Here is a 16,468-nt window from a genome sequence, read left to right on the forward strand (position 1 = left end):
CTTGGGATGATCGCCCGGTGACGTCCTCCCCGAGCGCCCCCGCACCGCACGGCCCCGAGTCCGGCAGCACGCAGAGCCATGCACCGGGCCACACCCACAGCCACGGCCCCGCCGCGCCCGTGTCCAAGCACCTGCGCAAGGTCATCGCCGCCGTGCTGATCCCGTTCGCCGCAGCGGTCCTCGTCGGTCTGGTGGTCTTCTGGCCGGGCGGCGCTCCCTCCCACGAGCGCACGGGTGTCGGTTTCGACCGGCAGACCCAGCAGGGCAAGGTGGTGGAGATCGCCAGGGTGGACTGCGCGGACGTGAACGCCGCGCAGGTGCCGCCGACCGGCGACACCTCGACGCCCTCGGGGCGTGAGGCCGTCAACGAGCAGTCGGGGCTGTGCAAGAAGGCCACGATCGAGGTGACGACCGGCAAGGACAAGGGCCGAACGTTCGTCGAGATCATCCAGCCCGACGCGACCAGGCAACTGAAGGACCGTCAGGGGGTGGTGGTGGCGTACGCGCCCGACGCGCCCCGTGATCTGCAGTACTCGGTGACCGACGTCGACCGCACGTTCCCGATGGCTCTGCTCGCCGGGATCTTCGCCCTCGCGGTGATCGTGGTGGGCAGGCTGCGCGGCCTGATGGCGCTCATCGCGCTCGCGGTCTCGTTCGCCGTGCTGACGCTGTTCATCCTCCCGGCGATCCTGCAGGGTTCGAATCCGCTGGTCGTCGCGGTGATCGGGGCCAGCGCCATCATGCTGATCGCCCTCTACATGTGTCACGGGCTGACCGCGCGTACCTCCGTGGCCGTCATCGGCACACTCGTCTCGCTGCTGCTGATCGGGCTGCTGGGCTCGCTCTTCATCGGCTGGGCGAGCCTGAGCGGCAACACCGATGACAACACCGGCCTGATCCACGGGCTGTTCCCGGACATCGACATGAGCGGCTTGCTGCTGGCCGGTGTGATCATCGGCTCGCTCGGCGTGCTCGACGACGTGACCGTCACCCAGACGTCGGCGGTCTGGGAACTGCACCAGGCAGACCCGACGATGGGCGTACGACGGCTCTACCGGGCGGGCATCAGGATCGGGCGCGACCACATCGCCTCGGTCGTCAACACGCTCGTACTCGCCTATGCGGGAGCCGCGCTGCCCCTGCTGCTGCTCTTCTCCATCGCCCAGAGCAGCGTGGGAACGGTGGCCACCAGCGAACTGGTCGCGATGGAGATCGTCCGGACCCTGGTCGGATCGATCGGGCTGGTCGCCTCGGTGCCGGTGACGACGGTGCTCGCGGCCCTGGTGGTCTCCGCGGACCGCACGGGGCTCGGCGCGGAAGCCGGAGCTCCTGCCCCCGTACGGACCGGGAGGGGCCGACGCCGTAAGGCGTGAGCGCGAACGCCGGGCCCACATGGCACCGGTGTTGCCTGCTCAGCGGGTGGTCCCTGTTCAGCCGGCGTTCTGTTCCTTGGCGAGGATGCGGCCCAGCGCCTCTTCCAGATTGCCGTCGAAGTCACCCAGCGTGTGCTCCTGCCCCAGTGGCACCAGCTTGTCCGTCCGGTCGAGAAATGCCACAAGAGGCGCCGTGCCGGCGCGGAAGAGCGCACGATCCGTGCCGACCTGGAGCCGGATGTGTACGTCCGAGAGGCCCTCGGGCTCGGTCGGGCCGATATGCACATCGCCGTCGCCGCTCGGGTTGTTGAGACCGTCGAGCAGCAGCTCACGGCCGAATGCCCAGGTGACGGGGGCGTCACCTGGCAGGTGGAAGGTCATCCGGATCGCGTACGGATCGCCCACTTCGTACCGGAGCTCCACCGGAATACGGAACGAAAGCTCCTCGGAGACGAGGAAGCTCATCATGACCTCTGCTTGAACCGACTCGCGCATCGTTCAACCCCGCAGTAGATGAATCTGGCCAGGAATGATCCCCCATGGCCCTATTGACGCCATCGTGGTGCACGCGATAGCAGATCACAAGGAGTGATTTTTCAGATACTGATAGAGAACACGAACGAGCGCAAGAGGCTGGTCACTTCACAGCGTAGTTGTTCGACTGCGGGGAGCAACCGTTCCTCTTGGTCCAGAGGTAGTGAAATGGCCATGGCCGCAACGGCGGTTCCCACCGTGATCGGGATGGCCGCGCAGACCGTTCCCAGCGCGTATTCCTGTCGTTCAACGACGGGTTCCGTACGGTTCATTGATCTCATCCGGTCGAGAAACGCCGGACGATCCCTTACGGAGTAGCGCGTCAGTGGTTGCACTGGGTGACGGTCCAGATGCTCCTCGCGCGCCCTCTCGTCGAGCTGGCTCAACAGACACTGGCCGAGAGCATGTGCATGGCCGGTCTCGCGGAAGGCGGCCCACTCCTCGACGGCGGGGAAGTCGGGCGTATCGGCCACCGCGACGAGGTCGATCTCCCCGTCCCGGTAGACAGCGCAGTACACGGGCGCCCCGATGACATCGGCCCAGTGCGCGAGCGATTCGATGATCACACCGCGACGGGGTGCGGTCGCCCGGCCTCCGACGAGGCGCTCCGCAGCGGCACCGAACAGGAAGACACCGTTCTCCCTGCGGAGGTAGCCCTCATGGGTCAGGGTGCGCAGCAGGTGATAGGCAGTGGGAAGAGGAAGCCCCGCTTCCCGTGCGAGCTGCTTGGCCGGCGCCCCGTCCCGATGGGTGCCCACAGCCTCCAGCAGTCTCAACGCCCGCTGAACCGAACCGATCAACGTCGGGACAGCGGTACTCGATGCCGTGGTCAAAGGTCACCCCCAGGCATGGTGACGGGCGTTCAGCCCTCCCGCGGGGGCCGCCCCCGCGGGCCCGCCGCGAGCCGGGGGTCCGGAGACCGGACGGTCGCACACACCACTGGTCAGGACGGTGACGGACAGTCATTTCCCAGCCGACGGCAGCGGTCTGCCACTGTATCGGCACCGTCCGTCACGAGTGAGGTTTCATCCTGGACTTAGCTCAGCTGGGCTAATCGCCGAATCTGCGGCCGGGCTCCCGTCCCTCACGCACCCGGCTGCCCGGCACCCGGCCCCGTTCGCGCCTACCAGTCGCTGCGGGAGGAAGACGCCAGGAACTTCCGCACGACGAAGATCAGACCGCCCACCAGGACGACGAAGACCAGCGCCTTGAACAGCAGACCGATCACGAAGCCGACCACGCTGGCGATGAGGCCACCGAACACGACGATCGCGATGAGAGGCACCGCGACCCACTTCACCCACCAGGGCATCCCCGCGAAAATCTCCCGCACCGCCATCGTCCTTACCTCGTCTCTGTGAGTTCCTGCTTCGATGCTAGAGGCGTGGGGGTGGCCGGTGGGGGCCCGGGAGCCCTTGAAGTCCCCTGACCGATCCCCTAGGGAACCCCGAGGTGCCGGCTCAGCTCTCCGGCGGAGAGAAGATCACCATGACCCTGAGGTCCTCGGTGATGTGGTGGAACTTGTGGGCCGTACCGGCGGGAACGTACACGACACTCCCCCTGCCCACCTGTGTGGTCTCCATGCCGACGGTGATCGCGGCGCGGCCGCTGACGACGAAGTAGACCTCGTCCTGATTGTGCGGCTTCTGCGGATCGAGTTCGCCGGCATCCAGTGCGTACAGGCCGACGGACATGTTGCGTTCCCGGATGAACTGCAGGTAGGCACCCTCGTTGGCGGCCCGCTCCGCCTCCAGCTCGTCCAGTCTGAATGCCTTCATCGCCTGTCCGCCCCTTGCATTTGTTCTCGTCCGTTCTGCCGGTGTCCGGCACGGATCATGTCTGCCACGATCAGACACATGAAGAATTTCGTAGTCAAGACGATCGCCAACGCGGGTGCACTGGCCGTGGCCATCTGGCTGCTCCAGGACATCACGCTCACGGGCGACGACACCGGGCCCAAGGTGCTCACCCTCATAGTGGTCGCGCTGCTCTTCGGCCTGGTCAACTTTGTCGTCAAGCCGGTGGTGCAGCTGCTCACGCTGCCGTTGTTCATTCTGACCCTCGGGCTGGTCACCCTGGTGGTCAACGCCCTGATGCTGATGCTGACCTCGTGGCTGGCCGGTGTCTTCGACCTGAGCTTCCACGTCGACGGCCTCTGGACCGCTGTCCTCGGCGGCCTCATCATCTCGGTCGTGTCCTGGGCGCTCAACGTCGCGCTGCCCGACAACGACTGATCTGCCCCTTACTGAAAGAGTGCGGACAGGACCGGTGCGACACCGGGGAGAGAAACGAGGAGACGGATGAGCACCACGGGCGACGGGACACGCGCCGTACGAGCGGGACTGCCCGAGCCGGAGCAGTACGAACCCACGCTGCCCGGGCCCGTCTTCGCCGCCCACTTCCATCTGTCGGGCGAGCCCGTCGGCCCCTACACCTACGGCCGCGAGACGAACCCGACGTGGACCCTTCTGGAGCGGGCCATCAGCGAGCTGGAGGCACCGGGGGAGCCGGTCGAGACCACGGTCTTCGCCTCCGGCATGGCGGCCGTCTCCGCCGTGCTGCTGTCCCAGGCGCGCACCGGTGACATCGTCGTGCTCCCCGACGACGGCTACCAGGCGCTCCCCCTGGTGCGGGAGCAACTGGAGGCATTCGGCGTCGAGGTACGGACCGCGCCCACTGCGGACGATGCCCAGCTGGAGGTCCTCGAGGGGGCGAAGCTGCTGTGGATCGAGACCCCGTCCAACCCGGGGCTCGATGTCTGCGACGTACGCCGGCTCGTCACGGCCGCACACGCGGCGGGTGCTCTCGTCGCGGTCGACAACACGCTGGCCACCTCCCTCGGCCAGCGTCCCCTGGAGCTTGGCGCGGACTTCTCGGTCGCCAGTGACACTAAGGGGCTGACCGGGCACGGCGACATCCTGCTCGGCCACGTGACCTGCCGGGATCCGCAGCTGTCCGCGGGCGTACGGCGCTGGCGCAAGGTCGTCGGCGCGATTCCCGGCCCCATGGAGGCCTGGCTCGCGCACCGCTCCCTGGCCACGCTGCAGCTGCGGATCGACCGGCAGTGCACCACCGCGCTGGCCCTCGCCGAGGCATTGGCCGAGCGGGCGGAGGTGACCGGGCTGCGCTACCCCGGACTGCCCACCGACGCCTCCTACCCGAAGGCCGTGCGGCAGATGCGGCGCTTCGGCTCCGTGGTCTCGTTCACGCTGGCTGACAAGGAGACGGCCGAACGCTTCCTGGCCGGCCTGCGTCTGGTCGACGACGCGACGAGTTTCGGCGGCGTGCGCTCCACGGCCGAACGCCGGGCGCGCTGGGGCGGCGACGCCGTCCCGGAAGGTTTCATCCGTTTCTCGGTCGGGGCCGAGGACCCTGCCGATCTCCTGGCCGATGTGGAGCGCGCGCTCGACGAGGCCGCTCGCTGACAAGCGGCGGGACACCGACCGAGAAGGCGCCCTGCGGTCCGGCAGGACCGGCCCAGGACAGGCGTCCCCGTCCACCTGACCGGTCCTGCTCGGGACGAGTGGTCCGAGCCTCCCCCCTCTTGGCTCGGACCACCCCGGTTCCTTGAACGAAGAACCGCTTGCACAAGGCTAATTGACTCTGCGTCAGTGTCCAATCACAGTAGCGACAGCTGCCTATCGACATATTTATAGTTGTGCGGGCCGACCGTGCGGTTCCGGAGCGTCGCGAGGGTGGGAGATGCAAGCAATGGACCTGGCCCTGTTACGCACATTCGTCACGGTGCACCGGGCCGGATCCTTCACCCGGGCCGCCGCGCTGCTCGGGCTGTCCCAGCCCGCCGTCACCTCGCAGATACGCACGCTGGAGCGCCAGTTGGGCCGCCCGCTCTTTCTGCGCGGGGCCCGCGGCGTCACCCCGACCACCATCGGCGACGAGCTCGCACACCGGGCCTCGCCCCATCTGGACGCACTGGTCGAGATCGCCGAAGCCGGGCTCGACGAGGAGCCGGGGGTGCGCACCCTCCATCTGGCCGGTCCCCCGGAGTTCACCGCCGTACGCGCGCTTCCCGCGCTCACCCCGCTGATCTCCCAGGGCCTCGCACTGCGCAGCACGTTCAACGGCAATGCCGAGGACACCCTGGAGGGACTGGCCGCCGGACACCACGACCTGGCCATCACGACCGCTCGTCCACGCGGAGGGCTGTTCACCTCGACGACCCTCTGCGACGAGGAGCACGTCCTGGTCGCGGCGCCGCGCTGGGCCGGGCGGCTGGGGCCCGGAACACTGCGGCACAAGGGCTCGGTGGTCCTGGAGCAGCTTCCGGTGGTCGAGGTGCACGAGAGTCTCCCCCTGGTCTCCCGGTACTGGGCCGCCGTGTTCGACAGCAGACCCGCCGCTTCCGCCACGGTGATCGCGCCGGATCTGCGCGCGGTCCTGCAGTGCGCGGCTGCGGGCGCCGGTCTCGCCGTACTGCCCCGCTATCTCTGCGAGGACGCGCTGGAAAGGGGCGAGGTCGTGGCTCTGCTCGATCCGCCCGTACCGCCGCTGCGGACGTACTTCCTGGCCGTGCGGACCGGCACACTGGCCCTTCCGCACATTGCGCGGGCGCACGAGTGCCTGGTGCGTGCAGCCGTGGACTGGTGACCGGTCGGCCTGTAGGAGTTTCAGATCGCGTTTCATGGGCCACTCTCTTGCCATGACCGAACGTCCTGTGGTCAAGCGCACCGCACGCGCCGTCCTGCTCGACGGCGATGACCTCATCCTCATCAAGCGCACCAAGCCGGGGGTGGATCCGTACTGGCTCACGCCCGGTGGCGGTGTCGAGCCCGAGGACGCCACCGTCGTCGACGCCCTGCACCGCGAGGTCGACGAAGAGCTCGGCGCCAAGATCATCGATGTCGTGCCCTGCTTCGTCGATACGGTGGAACACATCGCGGGCGGCGGCGTCAAAGGTGTGAAGGTGCAGCACTTCTTCGTCTGCCGGCTGGAATCGATGGACCCGTCACGACGGCACGGCCCTGAGATCGAAGACCCCTGCGGCGAGTACGAGATCGTACGGGTGCCCTTCAGCCGGGTCGGAATCGCAGCCGTGCACCTGGTACCGCTGTCCTTGCGCCACTACCTGGACGGCAACATCGAGGGCGTACGGGCGATGCACGCACCTGACCTGGGCTGAATGGCTCCGGCACACCGGTGCCACAGCCGTCTGTACGCCGAGGCCAGTACATGCGGATACTCCCGCCGTCAGATGACCGCTCGCTCCACGCTTGACACCGTGTTTCACGTGAAACCACTCAAGCGCCCTGTTCGCCGGAGCCTCCTCGTCGCCCATGTCGCCGTTTCCGTGAGCTGGCTGGGCCTCACGGTCGGACTGCTGGCCCTCGGCCTCGCCGCGTTCCTCACCGGTGACACCTCGATGACGGAGGCGGCCACCCGTTCCATGAAGGTCTTCGGTGACTGGCTGGTCGTGCCGGTTGCCCTGCTCTCGCTCCTGAGCGGCCTCGTGCTGTCGCTCGGCACCCCTTGGGGCCTGGCGAGGCACCGCTGGGTCTGGACGAAGTTCTGGCTGACCCTTGTCACGGCGGGGCTGTCGATCTTCTCGCTCCGCCCCGGCATCAATGAGGCCGCCGCCCAGGGTGTCGCGGACATCAACCTGGTCATCGCGCCCTCGGTGGCCACGGCCACCTACCTCTTCATCACCGCGATCTCGGTGCTGAAGCCGTGGGGGCCGACCCGGCGGGGCCGGCGCCTGCGTGCCTCAAAGACCTGACGCGCACTTCGGGGGCCCGCGGATCGCGGGCCCCCGAAGACGGTCGGCAGTGCTGCCGGTTTTCGCGCGGCGGTAGCCCTCAGACGAGGGACTCGGCCGCGGCGGTCGCGAAGGCATGGTCCTGCTCAGGTGCGCCGCCACCGACGCCGACGGCGCCGATGAGCCGACCTCCGCGATGGACCGGGACGCCACCGGCGATGAAGAGCAGCGGGCGGTCGAGTGCGGTCGGCAGCGTGTGGAAGAGGCCGCCGGGCTGGACGGCGTCGACCAGGTCGGCCGTGGGGGCGTTCAGCTGGAGGGCGGTGTACGCCTTGCGCGTGCTGGTCTCTCCGGCGATGAGGACGGCCCGGTCGTCGCGGCGGAAGGACAGCAGATGACCGCCCGCGTCCAGGACGGTGACAGCGGCAGTCACGCCGGCTGCCTCGGCAGCACGACGGGCGGTGTCCACGAGCGCTTCCGCGTCCTGGATGGTCAGCGGGGCGAAGGCGGCGGTGACGGGGGCGGTGCTCATGGGGATGACTCCTTGGTGCGGGGTGCTTGAGGATGTGGCGGGCGGCTGCGTGCGGGGCCGGCGGTGACAGCGGGTGTCAGCGCCTGCCTGCGGCGACAGCGACCGGCTCGGGGGCGTGCTCCGCGACGAGCCGGCTACGGGTGACCGTGCGGCGCTCGAGTGCGCCGGAGACGAGGGCGAGGACCAGTGCCGAAGCCGCGAGAGCGGCGCCGACCCAGTTGGGTGCGGTGTATCCGAGCCCGGCGGCGATGACCATTCCGCCGAGCCACGCCGACAGCGCGTTCCCGAGGTTGAAGGCTCCGATGTTCACGGCCGAGGCAAGGGTGGGAGCACCCGCGGCCTGGTCGAGGACGCGCTTCTGGAGCGGCGGCACGGTCGCGAAGCCCAGGCCCCCGATGAGGACGATGGTGACGGCGGCAGCGGTCTTGTCGTGGGCGGTGAGCGTGAACAACGCCAGGACCACGGCGAGAGCGCCGAGCGATACGTACAGCAGCGGCATCAGGTGACGGTCGGCGAACTTGCCGCCGAGCAGATTGCCGCCGACCATGCCGAGTCCGAACAGGACCAGCAGCCAGGTGACGGAGGACGGCGAGTAGCCGGCGATCTCGGTCATCATCGGGGTGATGTAGGTGATCGCCGCGAAGACACCGCCGAAGCCCAGAACCGTCATCGCCATGGCGAGCAGCACCTGCACATTGCGGAAGGCGGCCAGTTCGTGGCGGATCCTGACGCCCTCGGGCCTGGGCTGCTCGGGCACGAGCTTCGCCACGCCGAGGAGGCCGAGGACACCGAGTCCGGCGACGACGAAGAACGTGGTCCGCCAGCCGACACTCTGGCCGATGTAGGTGCCCAGGGGGACCCCGACGACGTTGGCGACGGTGAGCCCGGTGAACATCATGGCGATGGCGCCGGCCTTCTTCTCCGGAGCGACCAGGTCGGCGGCAACGACCGATCCGATACCGAAGAAGGCTCCGTGGGCGAGCGAGGCGATGACTCGCCCGGCGAGCATCACGCCGAAGACAGGGGCGAGGGCGGACACCACGTTGCCCACGACGAACAGCCCCATGAGGAGCATCAGCATGCGCTTGCGGGTGACCCGGGTGCCCAGCACCGTCATCAGCGGAGCGCCGAGGACCACTCCCAGGGCGTAGCCCGTGACCAGAAAGCCTGCGGTGGGGATCGAGACCTGGAAGTCCGCCGCGACATCGGGGAGCAACCCCATGATCACGAACTCGGTGGTTCCGATACCGAATGCCCCAATGGCGAGGGCGAGGAGCGCGAGCGGCATGGGTTTCACCTTCCCTGAAGATTGCGTCTGCGCCTTACGAGCGTCCACAATAATTGCATACGCTGGTTAATTGCAAGCGCGGGCTATTGCGTATGTGCCCTATCCTGGGATGCACGCAGCTCCGCACGGAGGAGAGACACATGACCGCGACAGATCCCGCACTGACCGCCCTCTCCCAGGGCTGGTGCGCCCTCTCGCTGCTCCACGGAAAGATCGAGGCCCACATCGAGCGGGCTCTGCAGTCCCGCCACGGCCTCAGCGTGCGTGAGTACTCGCTGCTCGACGTCCTGAGCCGCCAGCACAGCGGTACGGGCGGCCATCTCCAGATGAAGCAGGTGGCCGACGCCGTCGTGCTGAGCCAGAGCGCCACCACCCGGCTCGTCACCCGTCTTGAGGACCGCGGACTGCTGACCCGGTATCTCTGCGACACGGACCGGCGAGGCATCTACACCGATGTCACCGAAGCCGGACTGGCGCTCCTCGGCGAGGCCCGGCCGACCAACGACACCGCTCTGCGGGCCGCCCTGGACGAGGCTGCGAAGAACCCCGAGCTCGCCCCGCTGGTCAGGACTGTCGAAGCCCTCAAGGTCCCCGCCTGAGCGGGCGAGTTGCGTAGTCTGCCGATCATGAGCGATATCGCAATACGTCCCGCTGTCCTCACCGACATCCCGGCCATCGTGGCCATGCTCGCCGACGACCCGCTCGGCGCGCAGCGCGAGTCACCGGACGACCTCGCCCCGTACGACGCCGCATTCCGGCGGCTGGCCGACGACCGCAATCAGCATCTCGTCGTCGCCGTGCGCGAGGAGCGCGTCGTGGGGACGCTGCAACTCACCGTGGTCCCCGGGCTGACGCGGCGCGGTTCGACCCGCTCGATCATCGAAGGCGTCCGTATCCACGCCGGGGAGCGAGGCAGCGGCCTCGGTACCCAGCTGATCCAGTGGGCGGTCGACGAATCCCGGCGCCAGAAGTGCCAGTTGGTGCAGCTGACATCCGACGCCTCCCGTACCGACGCCCATCGCTTCTACGAGCGGCTGGGCTTCACCGCGAGCCACGTGGGCTTCAAGCTGGCACTCTGAGCCGGAACGTCTCCACCGCAGGGGGAGCCATGCACCGCATCGATGACAACCAGCGTCGGATCAGACTCGGCAGACGGCATCTGCTGGCCCCGTCCGTGCGGGCCGACTCCGTCGTGGCCGTCGCCGACGCCGTCGTAGCCCTGCACGCCACCGACGCCGCCACGGTCTTCCTCTCCGCGTGCGCCCGGCTGTCCGACGCGGGCGTCGAGGCAGTGGAGCGCGCACTCTACGACGACGTCTCCCTCGTGCGACTGCTCTCCATGCGGAACACCTTGTTCACCATGTCGACGGATGTCGCGCCTGCCATCGACGCGTCCAATGCGCGGGCCGTGGCGGCCAAGGAGCGCCGCACCCTGCTCAAGCACCTGCGGGAGGACGGCCGCGGGCTGGACGAAGCCTGGCTCTCCGCCACCGAGCAGGAGACACTGGCCGCTCTGACAGCGCGCGGCCACGCCTCGGGGAGCGAGCTCTCCGCCGCTGTGCCCGCCCTGCGTACCAAGATCACCGTCTTCCCGGGTACGAAGCAGGAGACGGTTCAGGGAGTCGCATCGCGAGTCATCCGCATCCTCGCCGCCGACGGACGCATCCGCCGGGGCCGCCCCCGTGGCTCCTGGACCTCCAGCCAGTTCCGCTGGACGCCCGCTGATCCCTGGCCCACGTCCGCGATCGACGAGGCGCAGGCGGAGGTCGCCCGGCGCTGGCTCCGTGCGTACGGTCCCGCGACCGAAGCCGACCTGAAGTGGTGGACGGGCTGGGGTGTCCGTGAGACACGCAAGGCGCTGGTCGCCGCCGACGCGGAGGAAGTACTCCTCGACAACGGAGCCTCCGGCTGGGTCGCGCCGGGCGACGTGGCTCCGGAACAGCCCCTGGAACCCTGGGCCGCACTGCTGCCCAGCCTAGACCCGAGCGCCATGGGCTGGTCCGACCGCAGCTTCCACCTGCCGGTCAGCCACCGTGCGGCACTCTTCGACCGGGCGGGCAACATCGGCCCCACCGTGTGGTGGAACGGCGAGATCGTGGGCGGCTGGGCTCAGCGGGCGGACGGCGAGCCGGTGTGGCGACTGCTGTCCGACGTCGGCCGGGACGCCTCGGGCCTCATCGAGGCAGAGGCATCCCGGCTGTCGGCCTGGGTGGGCGACGCACGGATCACGCCGCGCTTCCGTACCCCGCTGGAGCGCGAACTGACGGCCTGAGCCGCCTGTCGCCCCCTTCGGTGTTTCACGTGAAACACCGAAGGCGGAGCTCAGATGGCCAGTCCTCGCCAGCCGCCCTCGGCAACTCCACCGGGAATCGCCGCTCCCTTCTCATAGGGCTCCCGTGTGAAGGCGAACGATCCGAGGTCGAGATGATCCACGGTGCCGTCATCGGCGCGCACGACCCGAAGCGTCTCCCCCGCGTAGTAACCGTTGAGGCCGGTCCACGTACCGTCCGGACCTGCACGGAAACGGGCGCTGCGACCGGCACCGCGCAACGGCTGAAGCTCCAGGCCGCGCTCCGCAACCAGTTTCAGGACGTAGGCATGGGTGCCCCAGTACCAGGGGCCGGCCAGCGCCAGGAGTTCCTCGTCGACGTCGGGCAGCGGACGCCAAGGCTCCGGGATCCTCGGCTCCGCTTCGGCCACGATCTGCACCAGGTCGGCGGCAACCGCGCCGGTGAGCGGGCCGGAGGTGGCGTTGGTGAGCACCACGGCGGCCACATCGTCCTCGACGCTGAACCACAGGGCGGCGAGGAAGCCCGGAAGCGACCCCGTATGACCGAGGAGCGTTCGGTCTTCCCGTCGTACCGCCTGCAGGCCGAGGCCGTACGTGCCGGCCCAGTCGCCCGCTTCGGCCGGAGCCGAGGGCGTGCGCATCTCCTCGACCGACGAAGCACGGAGGACGCGGTCGTCCCCCCGCGCCAGGAAGGAGGCGAACCGGAGGAGATCCGTGGTGGTCGACCAGAGCTGACCGGCCGGCGCCATCAGGCCGAGGTCCTCGGTGGGCTCGGGCAGCATGACATCCGCCCACGGATGGACCGCCCAGCCTCCCGCATGCGGGGCCTGCGGCTGCGGAGTCGTACGGTCCATCCCCAGCGGTTCCAGGATCTCGCGGTGCAGTACGTCGGCCCAGGAAGCGCCACGCAGCGCCTCGATGAGGGAACCGAGCAGCGTGTAGCCGGGGTTGGAATAGTGGTGACTGCGCCCGGCCGGATGCAGCTGCGGCTGCTCGCCCAGCACGTCGGCGAGCTCGGGCCTGACAGTCCCCGGCGTCCGCTCCCACCACGGTGCAGGCGTTTCCGCGGCCAGGCCTGCGCTGTGACCCAGCAGTTGAAAGACAGTCGCGTTCCCCGCTCCCGTACCCGGGAGGTGCTTCTCCAGCGGGTCGTCCAGATCGAGCAGGCCCTCGTCACGCAGCCGCAGCACCAGCACGGCGGTGAACGTCTTTGTGATGGAGCCGATTCTGAACTGTGTATCGGCATCGGGGGCATGCCCGTCGACACAACTGCGCGAACCGCTCCAGGCGATCCGGCCGTCCCGCAGAACCGCGGCGACGACTGAAGGGGTACGCCCTTCGGACTGGGCGGTGGCAATGCGGTGGAGCAGCGCACGCCGAGTGCTGGGGAGCAAGGCTTCGGAAGAGGTCATGGCACAAGGACTACCTGCACGGCAGCCGCCGGGCGAATCCTTATTGCCGTACGACCGACGGGGCCCCGGCGCACGCGGCACCGGGGCGCACCGGCCGCGTCAGCGCTTGCGGCTGTACGTCCTCACCAGCGACCCGTTGTCGAAGGTGCGCACGCCCTCCAGGGTGAAGTCGGCGGTCGCGAAGTCCGAACCGAACATCGGCATCCCGGACCCGTACACCTGCGGATAGGTCTTGATGACGAGTTCGTCGACCTCGTCGATCAGCTCGCCGGCAAGGCTGGATCCCCCGCAGAGCCAGATGCCCAGTTCGCTGTCCTCCGCCTTGAGTTCCCTGATCCGCCCGACCAGGTCGTCGGCCACGAGCTCCACATTCGGATCGGGGGACTCCCGGAGCGTCCTGGAGGCAACCAACTCCCTCAGGTGGGAGTACGGGCTGGTGATCCCGGCGTCCACCGCCAGCTGATAGCTGCCTCGCCCCTGGATCACGGTGTCGAAGTGCTGGTTCCTGGCGTCCTTGAACCCCAGCGCCTCCCGCCCCTGCGCCGAGATCGTCTCCGGATACTCGGACGTGAGGAATCCGAGGAACTCCTCACTGACGAAGGCCATCATCGATGTCGCGTCGCCCTTCGGATCTCCGATGAATCCGTCGATCGAGCACGCTACGAAGTAGGTGAGCTTTCGCATCTGATCCCCGTTCTGCACAAGCCTGTTGGTCAATGGAAGAGAAGCGGCTGCGGCGCCAACGACCCAGAGCGCAACCACTTCGACTAGAGTGCTTCACATGTAGTGGTAGCGCAAGCCTCTTTCCGGGGCGAGCGGAGGGAGACGACTCATGGCCAGGAATCCGGAGCGCAGAACGGCGCTCGTCGACGCAGCCATCGACGTGCTGGCCCACGAAGGAGCCCGCGGACTCACCTTCCGTGCGGTGGATGCCCGGGCGGGTGTCCCTGTCGGCACATCGTCCAACTACTTCGCGAGCCGGGACGATCTGTTCATGCAGGCGGGCTCCCGCATCAACCACCGCATGACACCGGACCCGGCCAGGGTCGAGCACGCGATGCGCCCCGAGCCCTCGCGCGAACTGGTCACGTCACTCATGCGCTGGCTGGTCCAGCGCATGACCGATGACCGCACCGGCTATCTGGCCATGTTGGAGCTCCGCCTCGAAGCCACACGCCGCCCGGCGCTGAGGGCCCGCCTGACCGAGACCGTACGCGCCGAGTTCGACCAGAACCGCAGCCTCTACCAGGAAGCGGAACTGCCGGGCGACGCCGACACCTTCCTCGCGCTCTACCTGGCCATGACAGGCCTTCTCCTGGAACACCTCACCCTGCCCGACATGCTCTCCGACACGACGCTCGACCGCCTGGTGGACCTCGTGGTCACCGGTGTCGTTCCCGATCACCGCGCCTGAACAGCTCCGCGGTGACGCTGTCCTTCAACTCGGCAGCGCCTGTCGGGCGACGAGCCCGGAGCGGGTCAGTTCGAGCAGGCGGCCCACCCAGTTGCGCCCCCGGCTGTCGGGTGCGTCCCGCCAGAAGGGGGAGTCGGAGAAGCCGGTGTAGCTGATCACGCTGTCCCCGGTGGAGAGGAGGATCTCCGCGAGGTCGGGATGCTGAGTGAATTTCGCTTCCAGCAGGCCGCCCATGACGGCGAGGCGCATCCCGGGCCAGTCCGCTCTGCGATCCGCCCGGCCTCCCCTGTCGTGCGCCTCCCGCCCGCTCGGCGCATCACGGATCCGATCGTGGTCGGCAGCGTCGGCCGCCGACAGGGCCCAGTAACCGTGGAGTACGGAGGGGTAGGTCTCCCCTGCGAAGACCACCGGTGCCGGGAACTCGTTACGCAGCACGAACAGCCCGAGTACGTCCGGCCAGCCATGCGGATAGATGGTTTCCGGCGACGTGAAAGCAGCCTCGCCGGCCGTGACGGGATCGTCGGCATGGCGGACAGCGCGATGCTCCTTCTCCCGCGCGACCCCCTCGTCACCCCGGTTGAAGTAGTCGAGGACGTCCGCGTGCATCTCCGCTGTCACCACGGGCCCGCCCCCGTCGACAGCGGCGCCCACCTCGGTCAACAGGATCCGCAGGGGGCGGTCCTGACGGTCCATGTCACCGAGGACGTAGATACGGAGGTGGGGTGGAACCGCCAGGTACGCCTCTCGGAGCAGGACACGGTTGGACTCACTCGGGTCCTGCTGGAAAAGGCCGATCGCATCCCGGCAACGCTGTCCGGCCGTCGGCCGTCCGTTGAGTTCTTCGACCTTGTCGGCCACTTCGAGGAGGAATCCCTCCGGGGTCACCGGCTCGCCGCTTCGGGAGGCCCACGCCGACCGCTCGTCAGGAAGCTTCGATGCCCCCGGCTCCGTGACCGCGATCCTGCCCGATGCCAGCAGCTTCGCCAGGCCGCGCAGGTCGGTCCGCTCCTCGCCCCTGACTGCCCCGTCCGCGAAGACGGCCAGATCGTCGAGGTGGTACCGGTCGTTCCACGGGCTCCGCCGCCAGACGTGGCACCAGACGCCGTCGATCCTCTGCCCGTCCACTGTCCGATACGTCGGCCCCCGCCATGTCATGGGTGCACGCTACCTCCCGAGACCCGACCACGGCCCCGCGAACGGGCGGCCCTCGCAGGACTGGCGATCACCCGAGGACGAGCGGGAGTTCCGCCGCCAGCCGGCCCAGTTCGGCCCTCTCCGCGCCGGTCGGGGCACGCCGTCCGGTACCGACCAGCAGCGCGTCCGCGTCGGAGAACGACGCGGGGAAATCGGCCCCGGCGATCCTCTCCAGCAGCTCGCGGGACCGGGCGAGCCCCTCCGCGGGCGGTCCGGCCGCGTACGGGCGGTGCGCAATCAGGTCGAGGTGGTGCAGCGTCCACTCCAGGACGTACGCGGAGAGGTAGTCGCCCGCGGTGAGGACCTCGTCGCGGGTGCCGACCCGGAGGTCCGGGTCGGCGAGTTCGGCGGCGCGGCCGGCGGCGGAGCCGACGTCGTCGAAGTGGAACTTGAGCAGCCGGGGCTCCTCGTACGCGGCGGCCAGCCGAACGGTGAGCGCGTCCAGCGGGTCATCGCCGGTCGGAGGGGTTCCAGTGACATCCCAGTAGGTCACCGCGTCACGCGTCGGCTTCTCCTCGGTGGGGGTCACCAGGGTGATCAGCACGTCCTGAGCGTCGATGACCAGATGGCACACCAGATCCCGCACGAGCCAGCCGGCACATCCGGAGGGCTGCACGAAGTCCTCGTCCGGAAGTTCGGCGACCACGGTGCGCAACGCCGCCCATGAGCGTGAGAAGAGATCCACGTCGGCACGGTAGTGCGGCCCTGCGACGGCGGA

The 16,468-nt window shown here is 68.7% G+C and carries 20 protein-coding genes; 10 read left to right on the plus strand and 10 right to left on the minus strand.

The window, feature by feature from the left end; translation table 11 throughout:
* Positions 1-17 precede the first annotated feature (17 nt).
* Positions 18-1,373, plus strand: a complete 1,356-nt coding sequence (locus ACFQ6X_RS02475; protein ID WP_383174692.1) for a YibE/F family protein — start codon at positions 18-20, stop codon at positions 1,371-1,373.
* A gap of 57 nt (positions 1,374-1,430) precedes the next feature.
* Here ACFQ6X_RS02475 and ACFQ6X_RS02480 read toward each other — a convergent pair whose 3' ends face one another.
* The 4 genes from ACFQ6X_RS02480 to ACFQ6X_RS02495 all read right to left on the minus strand — a co-directional run bounded on the left by ACFQ6X_RS02480 (position 1,431) and on the right by ACFQ6X_RS02495 (position 3,685).
* Positions 1,431-1,868: an SsgA family sporulation/cell division regulator gene (locus tag ACFQ6X_RS02480; protein ID WP_329209020.1), complete on the minus strand. Its 438-nt coding sequence runs from the start codon at positions 1,866-1,868 to the stop codon at positions 1,431-1,433.
* Between the two features lie 101 nt (positions 1,869-1,969).
* Positions 1,970-2,740, minus strand: a complete 771-nt coding sequence (locus ACFQ6X_RS02485; RefSeq protein ID WP_383174695.1) for an IclR family transcriptional regulator — start codon at positions 2,738-2,740, stop codon at positions 1,970-1,972.
* Positions 2,741-3,030: 290 nt separating this feature from the next.
* Positions 3,031-3,240, minus strand: a complete 210-nt coding sequence (locus ACFQ6X_RS02490) for a DUF5326 family protein (RefSeq protein ID WP_351173493.1) — start codon at positions 3,238-3,240, stop codon at positions 3,031-3,033.
* A gap of 127 nt (positions 3,241-3,367) precedes the next feature.
* Entirely contained in the window at positions 3,368-3,685 is a 318-nt protein-coding gene (locus tag ACFQ6X_RS02495; RefSeq protein WP_383174699.1) for a cupin domain-containing protein, read from the minus strand.
* Positions 3,686-3,763: 78 nt separating this feature from the next.
* On the opposite strand from ACFQ6X_RS02495, the gene ACFQ6X_RS02500 reads away from it, so the two are divergent.
* The 5 genes from ACFQ6X_RS02500 (at position 3,764) to ACFQ6X_RS02520 (ending at position 7,641) form a co-directional block, all read left to right on the plus strand.
* Positions 3,764-4,141 (plus strand): phage holin family protein, encoded by a 378-nt coding sequence (locus ACFQ6X_RS02500; protein WP_383174702.1) that lies wholly within the window; start codon positions 3,764-3,766, stop codon positions 4,139-4,141.
* Between the two features lie 66 nt (positions 4,142-4,207).
* Entirely contained in the window at positions 4,208-5,332 is a 1,125-nt protein-coding gene (locus tag ACFQ6X_RS02505; RefSeq protein ID WP_383174706.1) for a cystathionine gamma-lyase, read from the plus strand.
* A 286-nt stretch (positions 5,333-5,618) separates the two neighbouring features.
* Positions 5,619-6,515 (plus strand): LysR family transcriptional regulator, encoded by an 897-nt coding sequence (locus ACFQ6X_RS02510; protein ID WP_383175379.1) that lies wholly within the window; start codon positions 5,619-5,621, stop codon positions 6,513-6,515.
* A 52-nt stretch (positions 6,516-6,567) separates the two neighbouring features.
* A complete protein-coding gene (locus ACFQ6X_RS02515) occupies positions 6,568-7,047 on the plus strand; it encodes an NUDIX domain-containing protein (protein ID WP_383174709.1) in 480 nt (159 codons plus the stop codon).
* 108 nt (positions 7,048-7,155) lie between these two features.
* On the plus strand, positions 7,156-7,641 hold the full coding sequence (locus ACFQ6X_RS02520) for a DUF2269 domain-containing protein (RefSeq protein WP_329209036.1): 486 nt from the start codon (positions 7,156-7,158) through the stop codon (positions 7,639-7,641).
* 79 nt (positions 7,642-7,720) lie between these two features.
* Here the strand turns inward: ACFQ6X_RS02520 and ACFQ6X_RS02525 are convergent, their stop codons facing one another.
* Both ACFQ6X_RS02525 and ACFQ6X_RS02530 read right to left on the minus strand, forming a co-directional pair.
* Positions 7,721-8,152, minus strand: coding sequence for a heme-binding protein (locus tag ACFQ6X_RS02525; protein WP_383174713.1), 432 nt, complete (start codon positions 8,150-8,152; stop codon positions 7,721-7,723).
* A gap of 76 nt (positions 8,153-8,228) precedes the next feature.
* The gene (locus ACFQ6X_RS02530; RefSeq protein ID WP_383174716.1) at positions 8,229-9,440 is read right to left on the minus strand and encodes an MFS transporter; all 1,212 of its coding nucleotides are present in this window, start codon (positions 9,438-9,440) and stop codon (positions 8,229-8,231) included.
* Positions 9,441-9,580: 140 nt separating this feature from the next.
* On the opposite strand from ACFQ6X_RS02530, the gene ACFQ6X_RS02535 reads away from it, so the two are divergent.
* The 3 genes from ACFQ6X_RS02535 to ACFQ6X_RS02545 are packed head-to-tail and all read left to right on the plus strand — an operon-like array spanning position 9,581 to position 11,712.
* A complete protein-coding gene (locus ACFQ6X_RS02535) occupies positions 9,581-10,039 on the plus strand; it encodes a MarR family winged helix-turn-helix transcriptional regulator (protein ID WP_383174719.1) in 459 nt (152 codons plus the stop codon).
* Between the two features lie 27 nt (positions 10,040-10,066).
* On the plus strand, positions 10,067-10,519 hold the full coding sequence (locus ACFQ6X_RS02540; RefSeq protein WP_383174722.1) for a GNAT family N-acetyltransferase: 453 nt from the start codon (positions 10,067-10,069) through the stop codon (positions 10,517-10,519).
* A gap of 29 nt (positions 10,520-10,548) precedes the next feature.
* Positions 10,549-11,712 (plus strand): winged helix DNA-binding domain-containing protein, encoded by a 1,164-nt coding sequence (locus ACFQ6X_RS02545; RefSeq protein ID WP_383174725.1) that lies wholly within the window; start codon positions 10,549-10,551, stop codon positions 11,710-11,712.
* Positions 11,713-11,762: 50 nt separating this feature from the next.
* Here the strand turns inward: ACFQ6X_RS02545 and ACFQ6X_RS02550 are convergent, their stop codons facing one another.
* On the minus strand, positions 11,763-13,142 hold the full coding sequence (locus ACFQ6X_RS02550) for a serine hydrolase domain-containing protein (RefSeq protein WP_383174728.1): 1,380 nt from the start codon (positions 13,140-13,142) through the stop codon (positions 11,763-11,765).
* Positions 13,143-13,241: 99 nt separating this feature from the next.
* Positions 13,242-13,826 carry a dihydrofolate reductase family protein gene (locus ACFQ6X_RS02555; protein WP_383174731.1) on the minus strand — a complete coding sequence of 195 codons (585 nt, stop codon included), beginning with the start codon at positions 13,824-13,826 and terminating at the stop codon, positions 13,242-13,244.
* A gap of 148 nt (positions 13,827-13,974) precedes the next feature.
* Between ACFQ6X_RS02555 and ACFQ6X_RS02560 the strand changes: the two genes are divergently transcribed.
* Complete coding sequence (locus ACFQ6X_RS02560; protein WP_383174734.1) at positions 13,975-14,556, plus strand: TetR/AcrR family transcriptional regulator; 582 nt, start codon at positions 13,975-13,977, stop codon at positions 14,554-14,556.
* A 24-nt stretch (positions 14,557-14,580) separates the two neighbouring features.
* Here ACFQ6X_RS02560 and ACFQ6X_RS02565 read toward each other — a convergent pair whose 3' ends face one another.
* Positions 14,581-15,711, minus strand: a complete 1,131-nt coding sequence (locus ACFQ6X_RS02565) for an NADAR family protein (RefSeq protein ID WP_383174737.1) — start codon at positions 15,709-15,711, stop codon at positions 14,581-14,583.
* 67 nt (positions 15,712-15,778) lie between these two features.
* Positions 15,779-16,435 carry a maleylpyruvate isomerase N-terminal domain-containing protein gene (locus ACFQ6X_RS02570; protein WP_383174740.1) on the minus strand — a complete coding sequence of 219 codons (657 nt, stop codon included), beginning with the start codon at positions 16,433-16,435 and terminating at the stop codon, positions 15,779-15,781.
* Positions 16,436-16,468: the final 33 nt, after the last annotated feature.

The sequence above is a fragment of the Streptomyces sp. NPDC056452 genome (assembly GCF_042796085.1).
GTDB lineage: Bacteria > Actinomycetota > Actinomycetes > Streptomycetales > Streptomycetaceae > Streptomyces.